Annotated in this window: 17 protein-coding genes; 8 read left to right on the plus strand and 9 right to left on the minus strand. The window is 47.7% G+C overall.

Translation table 11 applies throughout. The annotated features are described in order from the left end of the window. Position 1: 1 nt before the first annotated feature. On the plus strand, positions 2–1,159 hold the full coding sequence (locus C8E01_RS11640; protein WP_116543609.1) for a Wadjet anti-phage system protein JetD domain-containing protein: 1,158 nt from the start codon (positions 2–4) through the stop codon (positions 1,157–1,159). 258 nt (positions 1,160–1,417) lie between these two features. Next, entirely contained in the window at positions 1,418–2,305 is an 888-nt protein-coding gene (locus C8E01_RS11645; protein WP_116543610.1) for a hypothetical protein, read from the plus strand. 274 nt (positions 2,306–2,579) lie between these two features. Here the strand turns inward: C8E01_RS11645 and C8E01_RS11650 are convergent, their stop codons facing one another. The 7 genes from C8E01_RS11650 to C8E01_RS11680 all read right to left on the minus strand — a co-directional run bounded on the left by C8E01_RS11650 (position 2,580) and on the right by C8E01_RS11680 (position 13,026). Next, positions 2,580–3,239, minus strand: coding sequence for a HEPN domain-containing protein (locus C8E01_RS11650; RefSeq protein WP_116543611.1), 660 nt, complete (start codon positions 3,237–3,239; stop codon positions 2,580–2,582). Then, entirely contained in the window at positions 3,223–4,353 is a 1,131-nt protein-coding gene (locus C8E01_RS11655) for a DUF262 domain-containing protein (protein ID WP_116543612.1), read from the minus strand. The genes C8E01_RS11650 and C8E01_RS11655 overlap by 17 nt, the downstream gene beginning before the upstream one ends. A gap of 278 nt (positions 4,354–4,631) precedes the next feature. Beyond that, entirely contained in the window at positions 4,632–4,856 is a 225-nt protein-coding gene (locus C8E01_RS11660) for a hypothetical protein (protein ID WP_116543613.1), read from the minus strand. Between the two features lie 196 nt (positions 4,857–5,052). Further along, positions 5,053–8,844 (minus strand): DEAD/DEAH box helicase family protein, encoded by a 3,792-nt coding sequence (locus C8E01_RS11665; protein ID WP_116543614.1) that lies wholly within the window; start codon positions 8,842–8,844, stop codon positions 5,053–5,055. Position 8,845: 1 nt separating this feature from the next. Continuing rightward, complete coding sequence (locus tag C8E01_RS11670; RefSeq protein WP_116543615.1) at positions 8,846–10,129, minus strand: restriction endonuclease subunit S; 1,284 nt, start codon at positions 10,127–10,129, stop codon at positions 8,846–8,848. Position 10,130: 1 nt separating this feature from the next. Continuing rightward, positions 10,131–12,200 carry an HsdM family class I SAM-dependent methyltransferase gene (locus C8E01_RS11675; protein WP_116543616.1) on the minus strand — a complete coding sequence of 690 codons (2,070 nt, stop codon included), beginning with the start codon at positions 12,198–12,200 and terminating at the stop codon, positions 10,131–10,133. A 400-nt stretch (positions 12,201–12,600) separates the two neighbouring features. Further along, positions 12,601–13,026 carry a helix-turn-helix domain-containing protein gene (locus tag C8E01_RS11680; RefSeq protein ID WP_116543617.1) on the minus strand — a complete coding sequence of 142 codons (426 nt, stop codon included), beginning with the start codon at positions 13,024–13,026 and terminating at the stop codon, positions 12,601–12,603. Between the two features lie 774 nt (positions 13,027–13,800). Here C8E01_RS11680 and C8E01_RS11685 point away from each other — a divergent pair. The 6 genes from C8E01_RS11685 to C8E01_RS11710 all read left to right on the plus strand — a co-directional run bounded on the left by C8E01_RS11685 (position 13,801) and on the right by C8E01_RS11710 (position 22,707). After that, positions 13,801–14,121: a hypothetical protein gene (locus tag C8E01_RS11685; RefSeq protein ID WP_116543618.1), complete on the plus strand. Its 321-nt coding sequence runs from the start codon at positions 13,801–13,803 to the stop codon at positions 14,119–14,121. A 46-nt stretch (positions 14,122–14,167) separates the two neighbouring features. Continuing rightward, entirely contained in the window at positions 14,168–15,532 is a 1,365-nt protein-coding gene (locus C8E01_RS11690; RefSeq protein ID WP_116543619.1) for a TlpA family protein disulfide reductase, read from the plus strand. A gap of 76 nt (positions 15,533–15,608) precedes the next feature. After that, positions 15,609–18,830 (plus strand): SusC/RagA family TonB-linked outer membrane protein, encoded by a 3,222-nt coding sequence (locus C8E01_RS11695; RefSeq protein ID WP_165820618.1) that lies wholly within the window; start codon positions 15,609–15,611, stop codon positions 18,828–18,830. Positions 18,831–18,840: 10 nt separating this feature from the next. Continuing rightward, entirely contained in the window at positions 18,841–20,220 is a 1,380-nt protein-coding gene (locus C8E01_RS11700; protein WP_116543621.1) for a RagB/SusD family nutrient uptake outer membrane protein, read from the plus strand. 17 nt (positions 20,221–20,237) lie between these two features. Next, positions 20,238–20,699, plus strand: a complete 462-nt coding sequence (locus tag C8E01_RS22155) for a protein-disulfide reductase DsbD domain-containing protein (RefSeq protein WP_116543622.1) — start codon at positions 20,238–20,240, stop codon at positions 20,697–20,699. A gap of 1 nt (position 20,700) precedes the next feature. Further along, a complete protein-coding gene (locus C8E01_RS11710) occupies positions 20,701–22,707 on the plus strand; it encodes a protein-disulfide reductase DsbD family protein (RefSeq protein WP_116543623.1) in 2,007 nt (668 codons plus the stop codon). A 298-nt stretch (positions 22,708–23,005) separates the two neighbouring features. Here C8E01_RS11710 and C8E01_RS11715 read toward each other — a convergent pair whose 3' ends face one another. Both C8E01_RS11715 and C8E01_RS11720 read right to left on the minus strand, forming a co-directional pair. Further along, a complete protein-coding gene (locus C8E01_RS11715; RefSeq protein ID WP_116543624.1) occupies positions 23,006–23,290 on the minus strand; it encodes a hypothetical protein in 285 nt (94 codons plus the stop codon). 26 nt (positions 23,291–23,316) lie between these two features. Then, complete coding sequence (locus tag C8E01_RS11720) at positions 23,317–23,943, minus strand: MauE/DoxX family redox-associated membrane protein (RefSeq protein WP_116543625.1); 627 nt, start codon at positions 23,941–23,943, stop codon at positions 23,317–23,319. Between the last annotated feature and the right edge of the window lie 58 nt (positions 23,944–24,001).

Below are 24,001 nucleotides of genomic sequence, written 5' to 3' on the forward strand. Positions count from 1 at the left end.
TATGATCACGGTAGAAGAAATCAAGCGCAAGGCTGACAAGCTATACCCGGAAGTGCTCCGAGCTGCTGTACTGGGAGAATCCCTGTTTCCGAAAGAGATCAGGGCAAATAAAAAGCTGTCCAGTGATTTTAGCGCCATGTCCCGCCAGCTGGCTCCCTTGATCGCGGAGTCGAAAGACAGAAAGGGCTATGGCTACTCCATCTGTTACGAGCAAGTCAAAACCCGCCTGCATGGAGTGCAGGACAGACCGGCCTCCATTGTCTTTGATACATTCGAAGACTACCTCCGATTCACTGGAAAGCAACGCCAATACCTCGCTTTTCTAGAGGATATAGAACTTATCCTTCACTGGATTCCCTCCCTGAAGGCCTGGGTCGTGCAGCAGGTACAACATGTCCTGGACTATCAGGGGCAGTGGCATGATCTGCTCGCTGTATGCGACTGGTTTTTGCAGGGGTATGAACCGGATCGCTACTACATCCGAGAGCTTCCAATTCCGGTCCACACCAAGTTCATTGAAGAGCACAAAGGAGTGTTGCGGAAGCTGTTGGACGAGCTTGTCCCGCACCTATCAGATCCCACAGCGACAGAATTTGAGAAACGCTTTAGGCTCAAGTTCGAGCAGCCCTGCATCCGGTTCCGCATCCTGGATGAAGAGCTGTACCTGGCAGGACAGCTGGATGATGTGTCCCTTCCCAGCGACAGCTTTGCCGCACTTACTATTCCGTGTGAGCATGTCTTTGTGGTGGAGAACCTGATGAACTTTTTAACCTTTCCAAAGGTCCCAGCCGCTATTGTGATCTGGGGCAAAGGATTTGCGGTGGAGAGCTTAAAAGAAGCAGCGTGGCTATCTTCCAAAAACATCTGCTATTGGAGTGATCTGGATGTACAGGGCTTCCAGATGCTCTCGCAGCTCCGCTCCTACTTTCCGCAAACAAGGTCCATGCTGATGGATCGTAAGGTCCTGGAGGATTATAAAGAATATATCGTAAAAGGCACTCCCTCTAATTGCCAAAGCTTGCCTCACCTGACGGAGGAAGAAAGGAATCTTTTTGAGTTGCTGTCAGCTGAAAACTTGAGGCTGGAACAAGAGCGGATTCCGCAGCAGGTGGTGATTGAGACTGCTTTGGTTATGTGTAATGGCTACTACCTGACCTGACGCTACTGCTTCTCTTTGAAGCATCAGTCTACAGGTTCATCTTTCATTCGCACCCCCTCTATAGTATAGTAAGAGTGTCGTAAGGCCCGCTTCTAGGAGGGCACATTCCGTTAGGTCAAACGCATTTAGGCTAGAGTGAGCATTCTGTTGCAGTAACTACTCAAAGGTCCAGTTGGTACAACACCAGCAAAAACGTGTTTCGCATTTGACAACTTTACTGAAAGTTTAACTAATATTAGCAGAAATTTTACAATCGAAATGGCGAAGGAAACCACAAAAAAAGAACAGGCAGAGCAATTCTCACAAAAGAAATGCTTTATTATCTCTCCTTTAGGGCTCGATGATTCAGAAACCAGAAGGAAAGCAGATGGCCTAATAAGCGCTGTGTTAGGACCTGTGTTAACGAGCTTAAATTTTAAGATGATTGCTCCGCACCACATTGATACACCAGGCTCAATTACAGGACAAGTAATACAACACCTTTTGGAAGATGATTTAGTAATTGCAAATCTAACCGAACTAAATCCAAATGTAATGTATGAGCTGGCCGTAAGACATGCAAAACGGCTTCCTGTTGTTTGTTTAGCTGAAAAGGGGACTAGGCTACCGTTTGACATTGCGGCAGAAAGGACGATTTTCTACGATAATGATATGGCGGGTGTCGAAGTGTTGAAACCAAAACTAGTAAATGCTATAAATGAAGCTTTGCTAGGAGACGAACATGACAATCCTATTTATAGAGTTGTAAGGGATTCAATCATGAAAGAGGTGACAGCCAAGGATGATGCCCAATCCTATATACTGCAGCGTTTGGACGAGATAAACACTCATATGAATGCTTTAAAAAATAAAAGCGATTCAATAAACAGGGTCCCATTTAGCCATGACCGTTCTCGCTTTAATTTCACCTTTACATTCCATGTCGACGAAGGCTTTGAAAATGCTACTCAAATAACAAGAATTATCGACAATGCAGGTTACAAACCAACATCAAGTTTAGTGGAGCAAATTGGTCCGAAATTGTACAGATGTTCCTTAACAGTTCCAGATTCGAATGCTGCAGATAATATTGTTGCTGCCTTGCAGGGTTCAAATTATGACATAAGGCAAGTAGAATTTAACTTGAAGCCTGGATCAGTTATGTAGAGGACCGTATATTTTGTGCTTGGCGCGGAAGCATTGTATAAATAAGCAGACCCTCACCAATAGCCAGGTGCATGCTCAACAGACTTATTCGTAATTTCTTTTTTAACTACAGCTCGCATTTATGCACATACAATTTGCAACTTTAATAATTACATGGTGGGGCACTCATTGTTGAATTAAAGCTTCTTACAAGTATAGAAATCCGATGCCATGCCCCAGCTACATTCTAGTCACTATATTTATAAAAGGTGAGTGAACACATTAACCTGACCTTTTACAAGTTTTCAGCTAGATATTGATCAACATAAGCTGTAACTTCAATCAAGAAGCTTTTATAATTTTCAACTACTTCTTCAGTTAATTGCGGATTGGAGTCCTCATGAATGATCGCATGTCTCCTACCTAATATTTCATTTAATTTATTTATATCAAATGGTGCATTTGCGAAAATATTGACCCCATTTATTTGCCTAAATAGCTTAATTAATTCTTCTAATCCAGTTTTACCAAGAGGAAATTTAGTATCAAAATACAGGTCTTCAGATACAGTCTCAGCATCGTCACAAAGTTTTAAAGTCCTCTGCGCAATTTCTCTAACTTCAGAAAGAGTATCCAAACTGTAAGCTGTGTGATTTTCTAATGTTTTTGAAATAATTTTTTTTGTAGAAAATAACCTAATGGAGTTTAATCTCAAATTAAGTTGTATTTCTTGATTAGTCTTACCTGATCTTTGAATTAAATAAACGTACTCCTTTAAAATAGACTCAATAAAAACTTGAAATTTGGTAACAGAAGAAACAACTGTAAGTTTTAAGAATAGCAATCGGTTTTTTTCATTTTCTGAATCTCTTTCATGAATAGCATAACTAATAAGAGTAACCAAATCCTCAACTGAATTATTAAATTCAATTGTTGCATCAAATCTGTAAGGCATTCTCTAGTGCTTTTAACCACGTATTAATTCTACCATTCAAAATATCTTTATCAGATGTTTTTAATGATATTGAATCAGCAAAGGTTACATCTGCTTTACCATCCAATACCCCATGATCTAAAAGATCAATAAGTAACTGTTTTATTGTATCTTTATTATCAACTAATTTGTCCTTATCGAACTTTGTAAAGCTTAATAGTATGGCGTCCGCTAATGCTTTGTTAGGTTTTAATTTAGCAGCTGTTAAATCTTTAAAAGAGTTTTCTAAGCCGAAAACAGCCTTCACTTTATCGATAGTTTTATTAAACTCAGCTTCTAAATTGCGAGCCTCCTCTAAACTTATATTTTTAGTTCCTTTCATATAACTGTTGATGAAAGTAACCATCCTTCCTGTATAACCATCGATTAGATAATTACCGCTATCACTTCTTTGTAGGTTCGCAAATAAAGAGAAGAATCTTATAACAAATTCAACATCCACAAATCGGTTATGTGGATGTTTTAAATTTAACATTGCTAACAGATCTGTATTAGTATTTACAATGTTTTTTGCTATATTATTTAAGTTACCTCTATATAAACAGTTTCTTAGCTCTTGATAATTTAAGGTGACAGCACCTTTATTTAATCTCATAAAAATATCATACTTAATATCTTCATGACTATCCTTCTTGATAACGTTTACCCTTAATAACCCATTTGCAAGTAAAGATTTAGCTTTAGGAGGTAGATCTTTAAACTTATTTTTTTCTAAATCTTTTAATATATCCAAATTCTTTAATCCAAATTCGTTTTGAAAGAATCGTAATAAAGAATTTAACCTCTGTAAACCATCAATAACTAGCCATTTTCCATCTTCTTCTTCAGCAAAATATATTGGGGGAATAGGAACATTCATTATGATAGACTCTATTAATTGAGATGCTTTATCATCATTCCAAACATACTGTCTTTGAAAAGGAACTTCTAAGATAATTTTTGGGTGTTCATTCTGCATCATCCCAACAATAAACTCCACAGAATAATCATAAGAAGCTGTATTTAGATATCTTTCTTCTTTTGGAATATCAAGAATTAGCTTTTCACCATCCTTTTCAAATATATCTTTGCTCATAAAAGGCTTCTGATTTATTAACCTAACACATCATCTATCATAATATCGTAGGATAAGTTACACTTTAATACTTAACCTTGATAGAAGTGTGAAGATACAATTTATATATATTATAAATTCATGTTAGTTAAAAAGCCTCTCATAAATAGCAACCACCACTGAAATAAGGCAGCATATTTCAATAACAAAAACGGTCATTTTGCGTTGTAGCAACTTACCTTTATCTAAGTAGGCCTTATACAAAAAAAGCCCCGCCTGAATGGTGGAGCTTTTAGGGTTTACTTAATTTCAGACAACTCTTTAAGTTTTGCCTGCCATTCATTAACGAGACGCTCTGATTCCTCTAGGTGCTCTTGGGTTAAATCTTCGTTTCTCTTCGTTTTTTCAATGTTAACCTTTGTCAACTCATTCAGCCTATCGTTAATTCTGTTCAGATCGTCCAATACGGCTCTTTCTTTCATCATTTTCTCGAGCTGTTTGCCCAGCCATTCAATATGATCCATAATTATATATTTAGTTAATGTATTCTGTTATCTGATTTTAGTTCCCAACTTCGGATACTGCCGTCAAAACTACTCCTTCCTAATCTTCACTAGCTTCAAAATGTAATTCTCGATTTGGACCAACCTAATGTACCCAGTTTGCTCTTTAGTAGCGATCAGATCTAGGTAGCTTATTAGTAGTAGTATCACCAACCATTTACGACTCGATGTAGCAACTTATTTTAGTTAAGTAGATTAGTAGTTCTTTTGGTTGATTTAAAAGAATGCTATTTTTTTCAAGGTCTTGTCGTTGGTCATCAGTGAGGTCAAATATCACAATCTGTTCTACACCCTCAAGCTCTGTTTTTACTAACACTATAGAACCTAGCTTGATTGCCACATTTGAGACTCCTTTGACACTTTCCAAAAGTTGAGCTGCTGCACCTACTTTCAATCCATCAATTTCAGCTTGTACCTTTTCAATATGCACTAATTCAAGGCTTCTTTTACCTTTATGATAGACTTCTTTAACCTCTTCTTTGCTGAAGAAATCCCGAACTGCAACTATACCTTTCTTGATCCATGAACCCTTTTCTAGAGTTCCTTTATCAGTAATCTTGAAACCTAAAGCTTGAGCAAATTCTGAGTAAGCTTCGAAAATATGTTCTGCCAATTTAATATCTTCGGTGTCAACAAAAATATATCCATCAGCTTGTTCGGTAAGTAACTTTTTGTTTTGACGTAACCTGATTGACCTTTCGAAGTCATCACAAAGTTGGGTAAGTATATCTTTTGTTTCTCTTATGAAGAAATCACCGAGATTCTTATTCCGTATTGTAAACTTCCTATACAGTCTAGTAAAATCAGAATAAATTTCTTCCTGAGAAAAAGCGGAGCCATCATCATTAATTTTGGCAATTAACCGTAACCCTGCCTCGTCCTGTTTTATAAACTCAAAAAGAGCGGTTATTTTAATCTCGAAGTCAGCAATTAGCTCGGCAATGGCTTCCTCTTCTTGATTACGTTTCTCGATGACTTTAAGAATACTGTATTTGTACTTATTCGGCTGATCTGGGTTCGTCGGTTTTGAATTTCTGGGGTTGTTGAGTTTATCCTTAAATTCTACCGGAGCAACAATACCAATACGATTATCAAAGTAAATTTCTACATCATCAACTATCTCAAACTGCTTATTTAACTGGTTGTAAAGTACGTTGTATTTACGCCAGAAGTCCAGCATGACCTTCTCACTATATTTAGGCTCTACGTCAATGACAAACTCAATTAGGTTGAGGATTTTGAAATAACCTAACAATTTTTCTTTGAGCTTCTTGGCCTCATCTTTTTGATTCCGTATATAATCATCAAATGCCTCTTCAAGAGCTAAAATTATTGAAAAGTCAGGATTAGATGTGTGATATTCTTTGAATCTTTGAAAATGGGTTTTGAATATAGTATGTGTATTTAAATCCTTGTACAGGTTTCGCAACTTCTCTTCATCTCCCAACGGATCAAAATCAGAAACTACTACGTTACTAAAATGCTCAAAAGCTGTTTTGATATTCTTTACATTAACATTCTTGTAGGAAAAATCAATAATCTTACAGTCATTCTTATTCTTAGTAGTTCTGTTTACCCTTGAAATAGTTTGAATAGCATTGATCCCCCTAATTTCTTTATCTAAAAAAAGGGTGTGCAATTTTGGTTCATCAAAGCCTGTCTGAAGCTTATCAACTACGATAATGAGCCCATTCTTTTTGATAGCGAAATTCTGAAGTACTTTTTCTTCACTCAATCCACCATTTAAACCACTTGCACTTCTATGCTCTTGATTGTCTGAATAAACAATATAGATAGGGGCATCTTCAAAGCGTTCGTACTTCTTTTCTTTTACTATCTCCGCAAAGTATTTGTCGATAAAGCCCTTATACTTGATTGCTGCCGGAATAGAAGAAACTGCCAACATTGCTTTGGCTGTACCTCTGATATTGTGATAAACGGAGCTAACCAATCGTTCTACAATGAACTTGGATATGGCTTCTATTCGCTGAGAATTGAGGTAAATTTTCTTTTTGCGTATGGAGTATTTTTTACCATAGTCATCAATTCCTGTATCAGTATCATCGGGTATCTCCTCAAAGCCATAACCTAAATCATCTTCAAAGCCCTCTAATTCATTGTCAGGTATCTCGAAATACATTTTAGCCGAAACAGGTACAATGCCTTTGATAGGGTTCAATATGTAGCCATCTTCTATAGCTTCCCGCATGGTGTAGCTGTCAAATGGAATCCAAATTTTCTCTGATTCCGCATATTTGTTAAACTCTCCAAAACGCGCCAATGTATGATCACTAGGTGTTGCAGTAAATCCTATGATTAGATTCTTTTTGCTTTGCTGTCTCTGGTATTCCTTGTTATGGTCGAAGCTGCTCTGCAACTCGTCAAATATGCTTATCATTTCCTCATGCTGAGCGCCACTGTTGCTTCGGTGGATCTCATCAATTAGGAACGCAATTCTCATTTTAGAAAGCTTCTTCACTACAGAAGCATCCAGAATATTATTTACTGAGGTGAATTTTTGGAGGTTAACAACCACTATCCTTTTATTACTGCTAAGGGCAGTGATGAAACTTTTCTTATCAGTGGCTTCTATGAACATTCCCTTCTGTATGTTCATGTTATGCAACTTAGAATCCAACTGATCCCGAAGCTGCAACCTGTCAACAACCAACATTACTTTGTCATAGACATACTCACCATCTTTGCGAAGATCTTTAAGTTGCAGTGCTGTCCAGCCAATAATATTACTTTTCCCAAAACCTGCTGCATACTGCATAAGGAGGGAATAAACGGTTTTGTTGTTTTGGTATTTCTGCCTTTTGGCAACCAGATCTTTTATTTGTTCTTCACCTAATCCTTTGGCTCTTAACTCTGATTCAAGTTTTTTTATGAAGTAGTCCGGTTCATCTTCATGCTCAAGAAATTCGCTGATTTTGGTGAGAATCTTATCTGTACCAAATTTCTGTTTGGGTCTCGGACTAATCAGCCTACCATCATTGTGTTTGTATTCTTTTGTTTTACTGTCTTGCTTTTTAATCAGTTCCCGTTCTATGAAGTTGTAATATAGAATTTCTTTCTCTATCATCTTCTTATCATAAAGGGATTTGAAGACCTCCTCAAAACGCTCGGTTTTAGAACCTTCTTTGTTTTTAAGTGGATATGTTTTGAAGTCCTTTAATACTTTCTTTTCATACTGTTCAAAATCATAGCTGCCATTCAGTACGGTGGTTTTGATATCATCAAAGTGATTGGAAATATTGCGGATGACAAAAGTTTCTGCAATATCCGTAGAGGTGATATGAATAGCCTTTTCAAAGATTTTTAAAAAGTCTTTTCGAATGGTATGAGATAGGTCGTTTTTGTCAGCAATTGTTAAGTATTCCTGAGCGGCATTGAGGTAATCTTTCACTACCTTCATCCGTCCGTTCTTCGTGGATGTTTGGTCATTCCAATTGCTTTTGAGTTCGCTATATCCTAAAAAGATACCATTAAGAAAAAATGACAAATCAGGACGGAAAGAAAAATACTGCTTACCATCATATTTGAAAGAATATGGGAGTTCCTGAACTACCGAAAAGATGTTTTGGTCAAATAGCTTGTCTTCCTCAAACTCACTACCACTTGGGTAGAACAGGTGAAGTTTAATTCCTTCAAATGTAACTGACTTGTTTGTATTAAAGAAAATGGCCATGTTCATAGAAGATTTTATCTTCTCGTCTAGGAACAAGGTAAAAGCATTCAGAAGATGTTTTTCGCTGGGGAACTTTTTGAGCAATTTTTTGTAATTGCTTTTGTTCAATTCGGTTTCAGAAATAAAGTATTTTAAGTCCTCTGTAATGAAGAATTGAGGCGAAACGGTGTTCGCCTTGGCCTCCTTGTAGCGGAGGCCGTCAGGCCGCTCGCAAAGGAAGTTGATGAGGTATTTGTCCTGTAAGTCTAATTCTTTCATCTTAATCCTGAGTTACCTTTATTTTACCCGTTACCACATCATTAATAAGCGTTTCGCGAAGCTCTTTGAAGGTGGTTATCTGGGTTTGAATATTTGCAATGATTTTTTCAATCAACCCCACTTTTTTTTCTAAAAATTTAGCGATATTGATTTGCTCCTCTAATGGTGGGATTGGGCATGGAAAATTATTTAGAACTGTAGGGTTCAAATGCGGAATACCCATACCTGTAGGAATTTGCTTCAATGTATAATCCAGTGTGTCTTTCAGAAAGTAAAAGAACCTTGAACTAACCCTTTTTTGAAATTTGATTTTAGCTATTGTACTTGAAATATACCCTTCTTTTGCTTTCAATATTTCTCCTACTGCAGCACCATCCCAAACTATAATCAGATCATTTTTTGTTGCCCTTAAAGATTTATCAGAACTGAAAGCAAAAGTGTCAAACTTCACATTTTCATTTCTTAGATATTCTAGACTTAGTAATGGTAAGGAATTTTCAAAATAAAAGTCTGAGGTGTTGAGATTTTTGCCCTTAATAGTTTTAGCAAAGCTTTTAAATCTCCTCACCTCCCAATGATCTGGTATCTGACCAATCCAATGTATTCTACTATCCTTCAGTTTTACATTTTTATTTAACCCTTTGGTAACCGTTTCATTAATAAGACTTTTACGCAACTCCCGATAATAGCCTATTTTCTTTTCCAAGAGACCTAATTTCTTATCAATTGCTTTAGTTTTGGTGTTGAGATAGTTTGCAATTGCAATTTGTTCTGGGAGAGGTGGATTAATGAAAAATAAATTGCGAACGGCATCCTGATTAATATTGGGGTCTTTTCTAGTTCCGTCAGCAAATAATTTCCAATCATTTCTAAAATACTTAAGAAAATACAAAATATAAGTAGGATTGAAATACCTAGTTGGAAGTATTGCACAAACAGACTGATTAATGGTCGACTCCTTTTTTAGTATCGAATTCTTTCCAATAGTCCCAAAGCCACCATACATAGCAACTAATATTGTATCAATTGGAAGAAATTTTAATCTACATTCTTTCAATGCCAAATCGGTAACCTTATATTCTACTTCATATAATTCACCATCGTTAAGGTCCGTTGTTCGAATCCAATTGTGTTCCCCACCTTCATAATAAAATCGATTGCTACTTGTTGGAGTCGTGCCAGATCGAGTTATAGAAACATCTTTTATTCGATCTATTGACCAATGATCTGGAATTGTAGGCAACCAAAATATTTTTGAATCTTTATATTTATTATAAGACCTCATCTTATATGCTTAATTCATTTTCGAGGTTTAATAATTCACTTTCCAAGGCTTCCAAATCGGCTATAACATTAGATACTTTTCTTAGCTTTTCAGGTGTATAGAATACCTTGTTGAAATTGATTTCAACCCCAATCACATTTTCGATATACTTAAATGGCTTGGTGACAAACTTGGTCATAAAACCATCTATCCATTGTTGGTTTTCATTATAATCTGGTGAGTAGGGAATAATTTCATAGTCCTTTTGCAGGTCTTTAGCGAGCTCTACCGTAATGGCTATATAAGCCTCCTTTGATTTGGTCGCTTTCTTGTAAGTTACTCTGATAACTATTTTTCCACAACCTAAATCGGTTTGTTTTCCATCTACTTCCTCAATGATAGTTTCTTTATCTTCATCATACCAGTAGGTTGCTTTTTTGGTCACAACTTTCAGGTCTTGCTCTTTGTAGTCTAGGGCTGTAAAGGTGGGTTGTACATCCTGATTAAACCTCGCTTCTAAATTTGAGTATTTTTCTTTGTCAAATTCCGTGATTACAAAATCTTCAATGGTGGTTGTGCCTGAGTCATCCTTTACAGTAATCTTTATAGGATCAAGCTTGATTGATTTTTCTTCAACTGTTTCGCCAGCCCGGTTTACTTTCATTGGCATTTCAAGAAACTTACCGCTAGCGTCCACATTAGTGAGCATGATGCTCTGACGATTGTAGTAGAAATGCCATTTATCGAACACCTTGCAAAACTTGTTATCCTGGAATTCTATATATGCTTTCACGATGGCAGCTCGATTGCCAGAATTCATCTGCTTTCGCTTCTTACCCTTACTTTTCTTGAGAGGTTCGTAAAGCTCACTGGCATTAATAAGGATTACTTTGTCCTTTCGCTCGATTGACTTATTCTTATTGAAAACCCATATGTAGGTATAAATGCCTGTGTTGAAAAATTCATCCGTTGGCATTTGAATAATGGCTTCTACCCAATCATTATCAAAGAAGTGTTTGCGGATGGTACTTTCACTGCTTCCTGCATCACCGCTGAAAAGAGTAGAACCATTGTGAACAACTACTGCAAGACCGTCATTGGCTAAGTGATAAAGAATATGCTGGGTAAAAAGAAACTGACCGTCAGAAATAGAAGGCAATGCTATAAATCGTTCGGTAGTATCATTTCGAATATCTTTTTGGTAACCTTTCCAATCTACACCGTAGGGTGGATTGGCCACCACAATGTCAAAGCGTTTTTCGATGAAAGAAATATTGGTGAGTGTGTTTCCGTATTTGATTTCGGAATCAGCCCTGAAACGACTTTCAATTTTAGCCAAAGCGTAAAGGCTGTCGCTCCAATCTTCACCGAATGTTTTTGTAGGGCGTTTGAATTTTTCTTTGATTTTGTCCTCCACACCAAATAATAAGTTGCCACCTCCGCATGTGGGGTCATAGATGGTCAGGAACTTACCATTATCTTCTATCTTGGAGGCAATGAGTTCAGAAATAAGTGAAATAATATCGTCAGGGGTATACTGTTCCCCTGCTGTCTCTGCCGAAATATCTGCCCACTTACGTTTGATATGTTCTTCTAAAGTAGTGATTTCAGAGTTGTTGAATGGGGTGAGGTCAATTTCACTCCATGCCTTTACTGTTTCAAATAGAATGCGCTTCTTTTTGAGTTGACCACTTATTCCTGATATGTCTAGGAACTTCTCTTCCTCAGTGCCTTTGTCAACACCCAATAAATACTTAGTTTCAGGATCAAAGGATTTTAGGTAGGCATGGAAGTCAATATCAAAGGTTTTGTCGTTCTTGCAGATGTCTTTGAGGCTTTTTCCCTTTCGGATAAGATAGTCATTATAACCCAAACCTTCCAATTGGAACATTTCAACAAAATCCTCAATATTATCTTTCCCAATTTCTTCTTCAAGCTTTTTGGCCTCCCTTATCAATCTGCTTTCTACCATCAGTAGGGCAAAGTAAGGCATCATGTATTTGGGAAAGTCACTCTGCTTAATTCCTGCTCCAATTAATAAATCTGCCGTTCTCCAAACTTCTGATTCGTGTACTAAAATATTATTATTCATTATCTAAAACTCTTACTTCTTTATCAAGATTTCTATGACAAATTACAGTAATCAAGAATTGCTTGACCACTATAATAGAACATAAAGATATAATGAATTAAGAAATTGAATACAAATAAAAAAACCACTCATAAAGATGTACTTTATAAGTGGCTGATTATTAGTTAAGCAATTCTAAAACTTAAAAACGACTACTATCAATGTACTTGGTTTTTATTCATAGCTCAATAGGTTCTTGCTTCAATTATAAAGGGCTGTCACTACTTGACCAAACAAAAAAGCAATTGCAGAACCTTAATTTAGGTACCATTTTTAAATATGATCCTGTTTGAATTCAAACCAAAGACCTATTTTTAATAAGTGAAGTTAATTAGATTAATAGGTTTAAATAGGAAAAGCTTTACTCCTTTTCTTTAAGCATTCGCTCCAACAACTCCACCTTCTCTCGTTCACTCTGTAGCAAGCGTTCATATAGCTTCTTATTCTCATCCATTACCTCCATCAATTTATCAATTGGGTTGAAGTTAAATGTTGACTTAAAAGCTACTGATGTTGAATTATCATGACTATTAAAAGTAGTTGAAACAATATTGATAGCAGCCTCCTCATCAAAATTCTTGATCGCCTCCGCCGATACTCCCAACACTTTCGCAATCCGCTCCAACGTTACTTCATCTACCTCCTCTTCCTGCTCGATGCGGGAGATGTTCTGCTGTGTGGTTCCCAGTTCGCTGGCTAAGGCGGATTGCTTCACTCCCAAAGCGGTCCGCATTCTTCTCACATGGTCGCCCAGGTGAAGTGGTCGTCTTCTGGCTGCTGTTTCCATAGGAATAATTTACGAAAATTATTTAATAAATCCAATTTTAATTCACTTGTATTTCACACGATGTCAGTTGTTTAATACAAGCGTACCACATTTCATACAAGTACTACTTCCTGCATATTCGTGCTAGGGTTTGGCTGTACCCGACGCTAATATACAGTTTTCAGACATAATAAATGCTGAATATTTCATCCTCCTGTACTGCCAAATACCAGCACAGCGAGGCCGCTAACAAAAGATAGACTGCAGCTACCCATAACATCAATCCCTCTTCAGGGAGCTAACTAAAGAAAAATGACCAGAAGTACCTTTTCTATTTCCTGTAAGACCCGCTCCACCTGTAGACGATGGTTACGGACTTCCTCCGTCGTCATCGCGCCTGGTGGGCGCTTCTCCTTCGGAAAGAAAAGGATCGTTCCTGCCCTGCCTCTGGCGACTTACTTCATCTTGTATACCCGCACCTCTATAATTTTCTCTGCCTATGAAAACGCTCCGATTCCTTTTCCGGCTCTACATCCGCTACCTGGCCCTTCCGGCCAAAAGCCGCCGCTCCCCCTATCGCCCCCGACACTAACCGGCCTTTGCGCACCGGCCTTATGTCGTTCCTGGATGCTGCTGATTTCACCCCCCGAGTAATCCAACCCCACTTCCCCCTTCTCGCCCTAACACCAGCTACAGGTTGAAATAGGGGTGAGTAGCACTTTGCTTTTTACGAATGCATCAGCTCCTGCCAGGGGCTGACCGAAACACGATTGCCCATCTTAAACCATGACACCTATGGAAAACGCAACCAAGTATCTCGCTACCCCGGCACCTGCCGACATCTTCCAGGACTTTTGTGCCTCCCACACGGAAGAGGCAGCTCAACTGGAAATTCGGCGCTGGTTCATTCTGGCCTTGAAAGCCAATTACGACGGCCTCACCTCTGTGCGCACCACCACGCTGATCGCTTTCTATGAACAGCTGCGCGCGGTGCTTTCCGCGATTTATCGGCTAGCGAACGAGCCGGGGACATCTCCTTCCCTGGCGCTGGCCCTGGAGGAGATCAGTTTGTCCCTGACACCCCACTGGACGCTGCTTGTGGCGCCCTCCGACTAAACAAACTTCCCCTAACAACCTATTCTTCACTTCTAAATAACGTACCATGCAACACACCACTTGTTCTTTTTACCCCTTTAAAACCGTACGCTGCCTGTCCTGGCTCTGGCTCGTACTGCTGTTCCTGGAGCCGGGCAAGGCCATTGCCCAGGGTCTTTCTACCGGCGCAGGACTTACCATCGGAGATGCCGTGCCAGAACTGCGCCTGACCAACATCCACAATGCCTCCAACACGGAAGCAAATCTGTCCGACTTTAAGGGCAAGCTGCTCCTGCTCGACTTCTGGGCGACCTGGTGTTCCCCCTGCATCACGTCCCTTTACAAGCTTGACTCCCTGCAGCAGGAATTCGGCGAGGCCCTGGTGGTGCTGCCAGTCACGGCGGAGCCTGTGAGCAAGGTGGCTCCCTTCTGGCAGAAGCGGGGCTGGCGCCTGCCGACCCTTACTGCGGACACCGTGCTGCACCGCCTTTTTCCCCACCGGGGTATTCCCCACCAGGTGTGGATCCGGGACGGCCGCGTGCTGGCCATCACCGGAGGCGAGTATGCCACGGCCCAGAACATCCGCGCAGCCCTCGACGGCACGGGTTTTCAATTCAAAGAAAAGCGGGAAGTCCGCTTGGAGAAGGATCAACCGCTTTTCGTCAACGGCAACGGCGGCACGGGCGAACAGCTGCTCTACCAATCCGCTCTCTCCACCCGCCTGCCGGTTGACATCGGTGGCACCGCCCACTATAAAGACCGCATCCTGGCTTACAATGTCCCACTACCGCAGCTCTACTTCAAAGCCTTTAGCGAAAAATTTCACTTTCACGACGAGCAAAACCGCCTGCTGCTCGAAGTATCTGATACGCTCCGCCAGCGCATCCTCTGGGAGAAATCTGAGAAGCTGACCGGAAACGATACCATCGATGCCCCATTTCGCAACTGGATGGACCGGAACCAGTATTGCTACAGCCTGGTGTTCCCAAGCGAGCAGCCCCGTGCGGTGATGAATGCCCTCATGCTGGAGGACCTCAACCGCCTCTTTGGCGCCTACCTGGGCGTACAAGGCTCCCTGCAGCGACGCAAGGTGGACTGCCTGGTGCTCGTGCGCACTACACGCCGTGACCTGCTGGCCAGCGCAGGAGGAGCCGCGCAACGCAACGTGGACGAGCAAACCTTTGAGCTGCGCAACAAACCCTTCCGCCACCTGCTGAGCGCCCTCCAGTACGAGAACATGTTCCAGCCCCTCCCCCTCGTGGACGAGACCGGCTACACGGGCCATATCGACATCCGCCTGCCGCAGCCCCTCAACGATCTGGACCAGCTGCGGCAGGCCCTGCAAGCCTATGGGCTGGACCTGCGCCCGGCACGGCGCAAGATGGACATGCTGGTCCTATCGGAGGTGCCCCCAACGCCACGCGCCAAATAAGCGGATGCTTCCCTCCTGCCCAATTACTTGCCTGACTGAACGAATACCATTTCTAATCTTTATAAACCACAACCAAATGAGACGAAGTTTACCATTCTTGCTTCTCTTCCTGGCGCCTGCCTGCGGCTATGCGCAGCAGCGCCTGGAAGGCACCGTGCGTGCCCAGCAGAGCGCCGCGCCGCTCGAAGGCGCCACGGTCCTGCTCAAAAGCGGACGCGCCGGCACCACCACCGACGGCGCAGGCGGTTTCTCACTCCCCATCACCAGCTTACCCGACACGCTGCTGGTCACGCTGCTGGGTTATGCGCCCCGCGAGTTTCCTGTCGCGTCGCTGCCGGCCTCCCCGTTGCAGCTCACGCTCGCGGAGCGCAGCACCAATCTACGGGAAGTCAGCGTGGTCTCCACCGGCTACCAGGACATTCCCCAGGAAAGGGCCACGGGCTCCTTCACCCAGGTGGACCGGGAGCTGCTCACCCGCAGCACCGGCCCGGACCTGCTCAGCCGCCTGGAAGGCGTGACCAACAGCCTGGACTTTGATCGCCGCGGCATGTACGGGGAGCGCACCGACAGCAAACCCGAGCTGCGCGTGCGTGGCCTGAGCACCCTCTATGCCAACCGCGCCCCGCTTATTGTAGTGGATAATTTCCCCTACGAAGGAGACATCGCCAACATCAACCCCCATGACGTGGAAAGCGTGACCGTGCTCAAAGATGCTGCGGCCGCCTCCATTTGGGGGGCCCGTGCCGGGAATGGGGTGATCGTCATCACCACCAAAAAAGGACGTTTCCGCCAGGCTCCCCAGGTCGCCTTCCTGTCCAATGTGCAGCTGACCGAAAAGCCGGATCTGCACTACAGCCGCAGCTTCCTGCCAGCCTCCGATTTCATCGACATCGAGCGACACCTCTTCGAGCGCAAATTCTATCCGGAAAACGACCGCAGAATACTCTCCCCGGCGGTGGAGACCTGGATACTGGAACGGGATGGCAAGCTGTCCCCCGAAGAGGCCAGCGCCCGCATCAACGCCATGCGCCAGGTGGACGTGCGCGAGGAGGCGCTCCGCCACCTCTACCGCCCGGCCATGCACCAGCAGTATGCCCTCAACCTGAACGGGGGAAGCGACACCTACCGCTACTACCTCTCGGCCGGATACGACCGTGGGCTCTCCTCCCTGATCGGCAACGCAGACCGCCGTGTGACGCTCACCAGCCAGAACACCATCCGCCTCCTGCCCAAACTGGACCTGACCGCGGGCCTGACCTACACCGGCCGCGAGGCAGCGGAGAATGGACTGGGTATCAGTGGCCTGAGCACCGCCGGCTGGACCAACATTTACCCCTATGCCCGGCTGGCCGATACCGAAGGTACCCCCTTGCCCATCGCGCGGGATTTGCGCAGCGCCTATACGAGCCGGGCGGAAGAGATGGGACTGCTGGACTGGCAGTTCCGCCCTCTGGATGAGATCCGGCTGCGCGACAAAACCAGCACCGTGACGGAGACGCGCCTGAACAGCAGCCTGGCCTACGAGCTGTTGCCTGGTCTGAAGGCCAGTGCGCTCTACCAGCACCAACTGCAAACCAACCATACCACGGACCTGAACAGCGTGGAGACCTATCACGCCCGCAACCTGATCAACCGCTACACGCAACCGGACGGCACCCGCATCATCCCCTTGGGCGGTATCCTGTCCGAATTTTCAGGCAGCCTGCTGGCCCAGTCCGGCCGCCTGCAGCTCGACTATGCCCGTGTGATGGGAAAACAGGGCTACCTGAACGCCCTGGCAGGGGCCGAGGTGCGGCAGACACGTCAGATCAACTACCCGGGCGCCCTTCTCTACGGCTATAATCCCGAGGTGGCGCAGGGGCAGACGGTACTGGACTTTCTTTCTTTCCACAGTACACGCCCTTCCTCCTCAGCGCGCATACCCGCTCCGGCCACGAAGCGTACCGAGCTCACCGACCGCTTCCTTTCCTACTACGCCAATGCCTCCTATGTCTTCCGGGACCGCTATACCCTGTCGGCCAGCAGCCGCTGGGACGCCTCCAACCTCTACGGGGTGCAGACCAACCAGAAAGGTGTCCCCCTCTGGTCGGCAGGCCTCAGCTGGTTGCTCAGCGAAGAACCCTTCCTGCAACAGGACTGGCTCTCCCAGCTCAGGCTGCGCACGACCTACGGCCTGGCCGGCAATACGGACAAAAGCGTGACCGCCTACCCCACGATCAGCTATGTGTCGTCGGACCTCCTGAGCCGCCTGCCCCACGCGATCCTGCGCAGCGCCGGCAACCCCCAACTGCGCTGGGAGAAGACCGAGACGTTTAATGCAGGGATCGATTTTGGCTTCTTCCGAGACCGCGTCTCAGGCAGCCTGGAGTATTACCGCAAACAGGGCACCGACCTGCTGGGCGATGTGTTCATCGACCCCACTTCGGGCATTGTCTCCGGCAACAGAGGTTATGTGCGCAACCGGATCAACTACGCGGACGTGCGCACCACCGGCTGGGACCTGGCGCTCCGCTCCGACAACCTCACCGGTACCTTTGGCTGGCAAACCCATTTCCTGGTCAGCCAGGTGCAGAGTAATGTGACCGGCTATGAGGAAAAGCAGCGGCCGGCGGTCAACTCCAACAGCTACTTCTTTGCCAGTCCGCCCCCGGTGGCAGGCAAGCCCATCACCCCGGTCTACAGCTACCCCTGGCATGGCCTCTCCCCCGAGTCGGGAGACCCACTGGTGCCCATGGAAGGGCAGCTGGGCACCAGCTACAGCGCCTACCAGCAAAGTTTGACACCGGAAGACCTCGTCTACCACGGCAGTGCCGTGCCCACCTGGTTCGGCAGCCTGCGCAACACCTTCAGCTGGAAGAACTTTTCCCTGAGCGCCAACCTGACCTGGAAGGCGGGGTATTTCTTCCGTCGCGGCAGCATGAACTATAGCAGCCTCATCAACAGTGGGGTGGCCCATGTGGACTACCAGGCCCGCTGGCAGCAGCCAGGGGATGAAACACGCACCCAAGTGCCGGCCATGCCCGCCTCGCTCAACTACAGCCGGGAGGATTACTACACGTACAGCGAGGTGCTGGTGGAAAAAGGCGACCATGTCCGGCTGCAGGACGCGCACCTGAGCTACACCTTCTCCCGCAGGCAGCAGCCCTCCCTGCCCTTTGGTGAGCTTAAGCTCTTCCTCTATGCCCGGGACCTGGGCATCCTCTGGCGGGCCAATGCCTATGGCCTGGACCCGGATTATGTGAACACCACCTATCCGCCGGCACGAAGCCTGTCTGCCGGCCTGCAGCTAACCTTTTAAATCATTGATCATGAAAAATAAGAACATCTACACCTGGGCCTTGTGCCTGCTCTCCCTGGCGGCACTGCCCGCCTGCGAGAAGGAGTTCCTCGAACTCAAACCCGACAGGACCCTGGTCGTGCCTTCCACCCTGGAAGACCTGCAGGCGCTGCTGGACCACGGCGCCGTCATGTACCAGGGCACCTCCCATGCACTCGCTGAGATCGGATCCGATGACTACTTTGTCTCCACGGCTACCTGGCGGCTGCTGCCCCGGCCAGAGGAGAAAAACGGCTATATCTGGGCCAAGGAAGTGGACCAGGGCCAGCCGGTAAACGACTGGGACTATGCCTACCGCCGCATCCTGTACGCCAACACCGTCCTGGAGGGGCTCCAGAAGCTGCAGCCTTCCCCAGCACAGCAGGAAGCCTGGTACCAGGCCAAGGGGATGGCGCTCTTTCACCGTGGCTGGGCCTTCTTCCAGCTGGCTCAGCTTTTTGCCAAACCCTACGATGCCACTACCGCCGCGCAGGACCCGGGCATCCCACTCCGCCTTTCTGCTGACGTGGCGGCTGTGCCGACCCGCCAGTCCGTAGCCGATACCTACCGCCAGATCCTCGAAGACCTGCAGGCGGCTGAGGCCCTGCTGCCGGAGCGCCCCATCGTTCCGCAGCGACCGGGCAAGGCGGCCGCCCGCCAGGTGCTGGCCCGCACCTACCTGCAGCTGGGAGACTATACCCAGGCCCTGGCCGCCACAGCGGGTGCCCTCCAGCTCGCCAGCGCCCTGCTCGATTACAATACCCTGGACAAAGGCGCAGCCTTTCCCTTCCCTGCCAAGGGGGAAGGAAACCCGGAGATCGTCTTTTACAGCAATCAGTATGCGCTGGAGATCCTGTATGCCGGACGGGTGCAGGTAGACTCGGTGCTGTACCAATCCTACGATACGCTGGATTTGCGCCGGCAGGCTTTCTTCTATTACGAGGGAGAAAAACTCACTTTCAAGGGGTCCTATGAGGGAGACTATAATTTGTCCACGGCACTTACCACCGGGGAACTTTACCTGACCAAAGCCGAGTGCCAGGCGCGGCTCGGGCAACCGGACGAGGCACTGCACACACTCAACCAGTTGCTGGCCCGCCGCTATAAGGCAGGGGCTTTCGAACCGCTCACCACGGCCAATACGCCTGATGCGCTCGCCCGCATCCTGGCCGAGCGCCGCAAGGAGCTGCTCTTCCGCGGGCTGCGCTGGCAGGACCTGCGCCGCCTCAACAAGGACCCCCGCTTTGCCAAAACACTCGTGCGCCTTATCGACGGCCAGCGCTATGAGCTGCCGCCCAACGACCCGCGCTACGTGTGGCCCATCCCGGACAATGTCGTGCAGGCCAGCGGCCTGCCCCAGAACCCCCGTTAACCTCAAAATTTTAGCCTATGCTTACCCCAAGAATCCTTTTACCCCTGCTGTGCTGGCTGCTCCTTTCTGGGAGCGGCCAGGCGCAGCACCTCCAGCCCGTGCAGTGGGCTTTCCAGGCCGAGCGCGTGTCTCCTCAAACTTATAAGGTGCTGCTTACCGCGACCATGGACAGCCCCTGGGCCATCTATGCGCCGCATACCCCGGAGGGAGGCCCCCTGCCTACCACCGTCACCCTCCACCCAAACCCCATGGTTTTGCCGCAGGGCGGCATCCGGGAGAAAGGCCAGCGCCAGCAGAAACACGACCGCACCTTTGGCGTGGAGGTGCATTACTACCGCGGCACGGTCACTTTCGAACAGCTCGTCAAATTGCGCAGCCCTGTTGCCTCCGCCCTGTCCGGCACGGTCGAGTTCATGGCCTGTGATGCCACGCGCTGCCTCCCGCCCCAAACGGTGGCCTTTACCATTCCCCTAGACTAAGATGATGACCTGGAACGCAACACCACAGCTCCCCCTCCTGCGCTATCCGGCCCTACTGGCCCTGCTATTCTTGTTCTCCCTGGCCCCGGCCGCCGCCCAGCCCCCGGTGCGCTGGCAGGTCTCGGCTAAACAGGAGACGGAAAACACCTATACCCTGACCCTGCAGGGAAGCCTATCCCCCGGCTGGCACGTGTATGCGGAAGCTAACCCGCAACTGGGACTGGAAGGCCTGCGCCTGGAGGCGACCGATCCATATTCTATTCTGGAGGCTCCCAGGCCCCTACTGCCCCTCACGCCGGGGCAGGACCCGCTCCTTGGAGACGAATGGGTGACCAGCTACCGTGATACGGTGGCCCTGGCGCAGAGCCTCTGCCTCCAGGGCCCGGTGCCGGCGACCCTCTCGCTGACCCTTACCGGCTTTGCCGCCAGCAGGGATACTTTCCTGCCGCTGCGCGAGGAGCTGTCTGTCGCATTGCCCGGCGGGCAGGAGCAAAGCACGCCGCTCGCTGGCCCCCTCCGGCTCGCCTCCCTGGAACTGGCGCGTGCCTCCGCCTGCGGGGAAACGGTAACCTCCGGCGACGGCTCCTTCCCCACCGTCTTCCTGCTGGGCTTCCTGGGGGGCCTGCTGGCCCTGCTCACCCCTTGCGTATTTCCGATGGTGCCGCTGACAGTCACCTACTTTACCAGCAGGGCCGGCAGCAAAAGGCAGGCCCTGCGCCACGGGGGACTTTTCGGCGCCTGCATCCTGGTCATTTACCTGGCCTGCAGCCTCCCCTTCCACGTACTGGACGGCGTAGAACCCGGCATTCTCAACAGCCTCTCCACCAATGTGTGGGTCAACCTGTTTTTCTTCGCCATTTTCATCGGCTTTGCCCTGTCCTTCTTCGGGGTGTTTGAGCTGACCCTACCCAGCAGCCTCACCAACCACGCGGACGCCAAAGCAGGGCTGGGCAGCCTGGGTGGCATCTTTTTCCTGGCCATCACCCTGGTGCTGGTCTCCTTTTCCTGCACCGGGCCTATCCTGGGCACGCTGCTGGTGGGCTCCCTCTCCTCCGATAGCGGCGCTTGGCAGCTGACAGCGGGCATGGGCGGCTTCGGGCTGGCCCTCGCCCTCCCCTTCGCCTTGCTGGCCCTCTTCCCCGGCTGGCTGCAGCGCCTGCCGCGCAGTGGAAGCTGGCTCAGCACCATGAAGAAATCACTGGCCTTCGTGGAGCTGGCCCTGGCGCTCAAGTTCCTGAGCAACGCGGACCTGGTGGCCCAGTGGGGACTGCTGAAGCGGGAGGTTTTTATCGGTCTGTGGCTGCTGCTGGCGATCGGCCTGGCCCTGTACCTGTTGGGGATCCTGCGCTTTCCAGGTGACCCCAAATCGCAGGAAATCGGCCGGGTGCGCCGCATGGCCGGGTTGCTGATCCTGATCTTCGCGCTCTACCTAGCGCCGGGTCTGGGCAACAGCCCGCAGGGCAGCCTGCGCCTGCTGAGCGGCTTTCCCCCACCCTGGCACTATAGCCTCTACAGCCGGGAGGATTCTCCTCAAAACGCGCAGGATTCGGTTCAACCTCACGTGGTAAACAACCTGGAGAAAGCCTTCGAACTGGCCAAAGAGCAGCAAAAACCCCTTCTACTCGACTTCACCGGCTATGCCTGCGTGAACTGCCGCAAGATGGAGGAGCAGGTGTGGACAGCTCCCGCTATTTCGAAACTGCTCCGGGAGGAAGTGATTCTGGTCTCGCTCTATGTGGATGACCGACAGCCTTTGCCGCTCACCGAGCGCTTCACGTACACCGGCGCGGATGGCACCTCCCGGGAGGTGCGCACCATAGGCGATAAATGGTCCACCTTCCAGGCCCTCCACTTCGGGCAAGTGACCCAACCGCTTTACGTACTCCTGAATCCGGACCAGCAGCTGCTCAACCAGCCCATCGGCTATACACCGGATGAGCAAGTGTATGGGGATTGGCTGCGCTGCGGCCTGGACGTCCCCTCCACCTCGAGACGGATCGTGCAATAAGCCGTGAAGAATGGTTAGTAGGGAAATCACTCTTTTGGGTTAACCTATAAATTTCTGCTGTTTGTTTATGTTAGGTTGTGGAGGGGAGCGTCCTGCGCTCCTCCTCCTATCCCTTCCAGCACCCATATTTTGTTGAAAGTGAGATAGATTAACCTAAAAGGCGTCCCCGCATTGCAGGGGCGTCTTTTCTCTTTCGCTGCCTCCTTCCAATTCCTTCACCGGCTAGATAAAAAAAAACAGGTACTCGGGGCTTTCATGTTCAGCCCCGGGTACCTGTTCCTAGTGGTCTAAGACAGTTTTAGAATGGTCTGCTTGCTCTATTCGTTACCTGTCCATTGGCATCCGCCTCAGACACGGTCTCGGGGATCGGTTCATTGTGACCTAACTGTAGCTCCACCATGCACAGCTTGCTGGTGTTAATGGGGCTGCAATCACCGCTCGGCCCGGCGGTCGGGCTGCCAATGGCGTCGCCTTCAACCAGGTACCAGCCGGACTGCAAGGTAGCCGGCGAACTGAAGGCCATCGTGCCGCCTGCCACCAACACAGCAGCCAGGGCAAGGAAATTTACTTTCAACTTTTTCATGCTCGGAAATTTAAGTTTTAAAAAAATTAATTATTGCCGCCACTTTGGTAGGCCGCCGCACCCGAGGAGGCGGCTCTCCCGATCCCGCCCGCTCCTTTCTCTTTCTTACACAGCACCACCCCATAGACCGCCACGGCGGTAAACAGCAGGTTAAACACCAGGTGCTCCCGCCATCCCAGCTGACTCAGCACACCGCCACAGGCGCAGGGCAGGTCTTGCCAGACACCCTGCACGGCCAGCGCCACATAGCCCGTGAAAAGCAGCAGCAGGCCGAGCGAAAGCCACAGCCCCGCTTGCGCGGAGCGCCGGAAAATGAGCAAGCCCGCTACCGCGAGCTCCGTGACAGGCAGCGCCCAGACCAGGTAAGGGACGAGCCAGTCAGGCAAGGGCTGGAGCGCTAGCTGCGCGGCGAATACCTCCACCTCGCGCAGCTTGCTCAGGGCCGCATAGATCCACAGCGTGAGCAGGGCCAGCTTCACCCACATCAGGAGGTGTTTCTCTGTGTTCTTCATGCTACTGCCTTTGATTGCTACTGATTGACAGCTCCCAGATGATCTGGCGGACCCGTAGTATTGACCAGTTCCTATACCCGGTTGTTCCGCTGAAAGCTTATGCGAAAGGTAGCGGCCAGGCAGAGCAAAATTGCTTGCCATAGGATAGGAAAGCAGGTAAGAAAGGATACAAAATGACGGAACAAAGGATCAGAATTGG

Origin of the sequence: Pontibacter virosus, from assembly GCF_003096355.1 — a bacterium.
Classification (GTDB): domain Bacteria; phylum Bacteroidota; class Bacteroidia; order Cytophagales; family Hymenobacteraceae; genus Pontibacter; species Pontibacter virosus.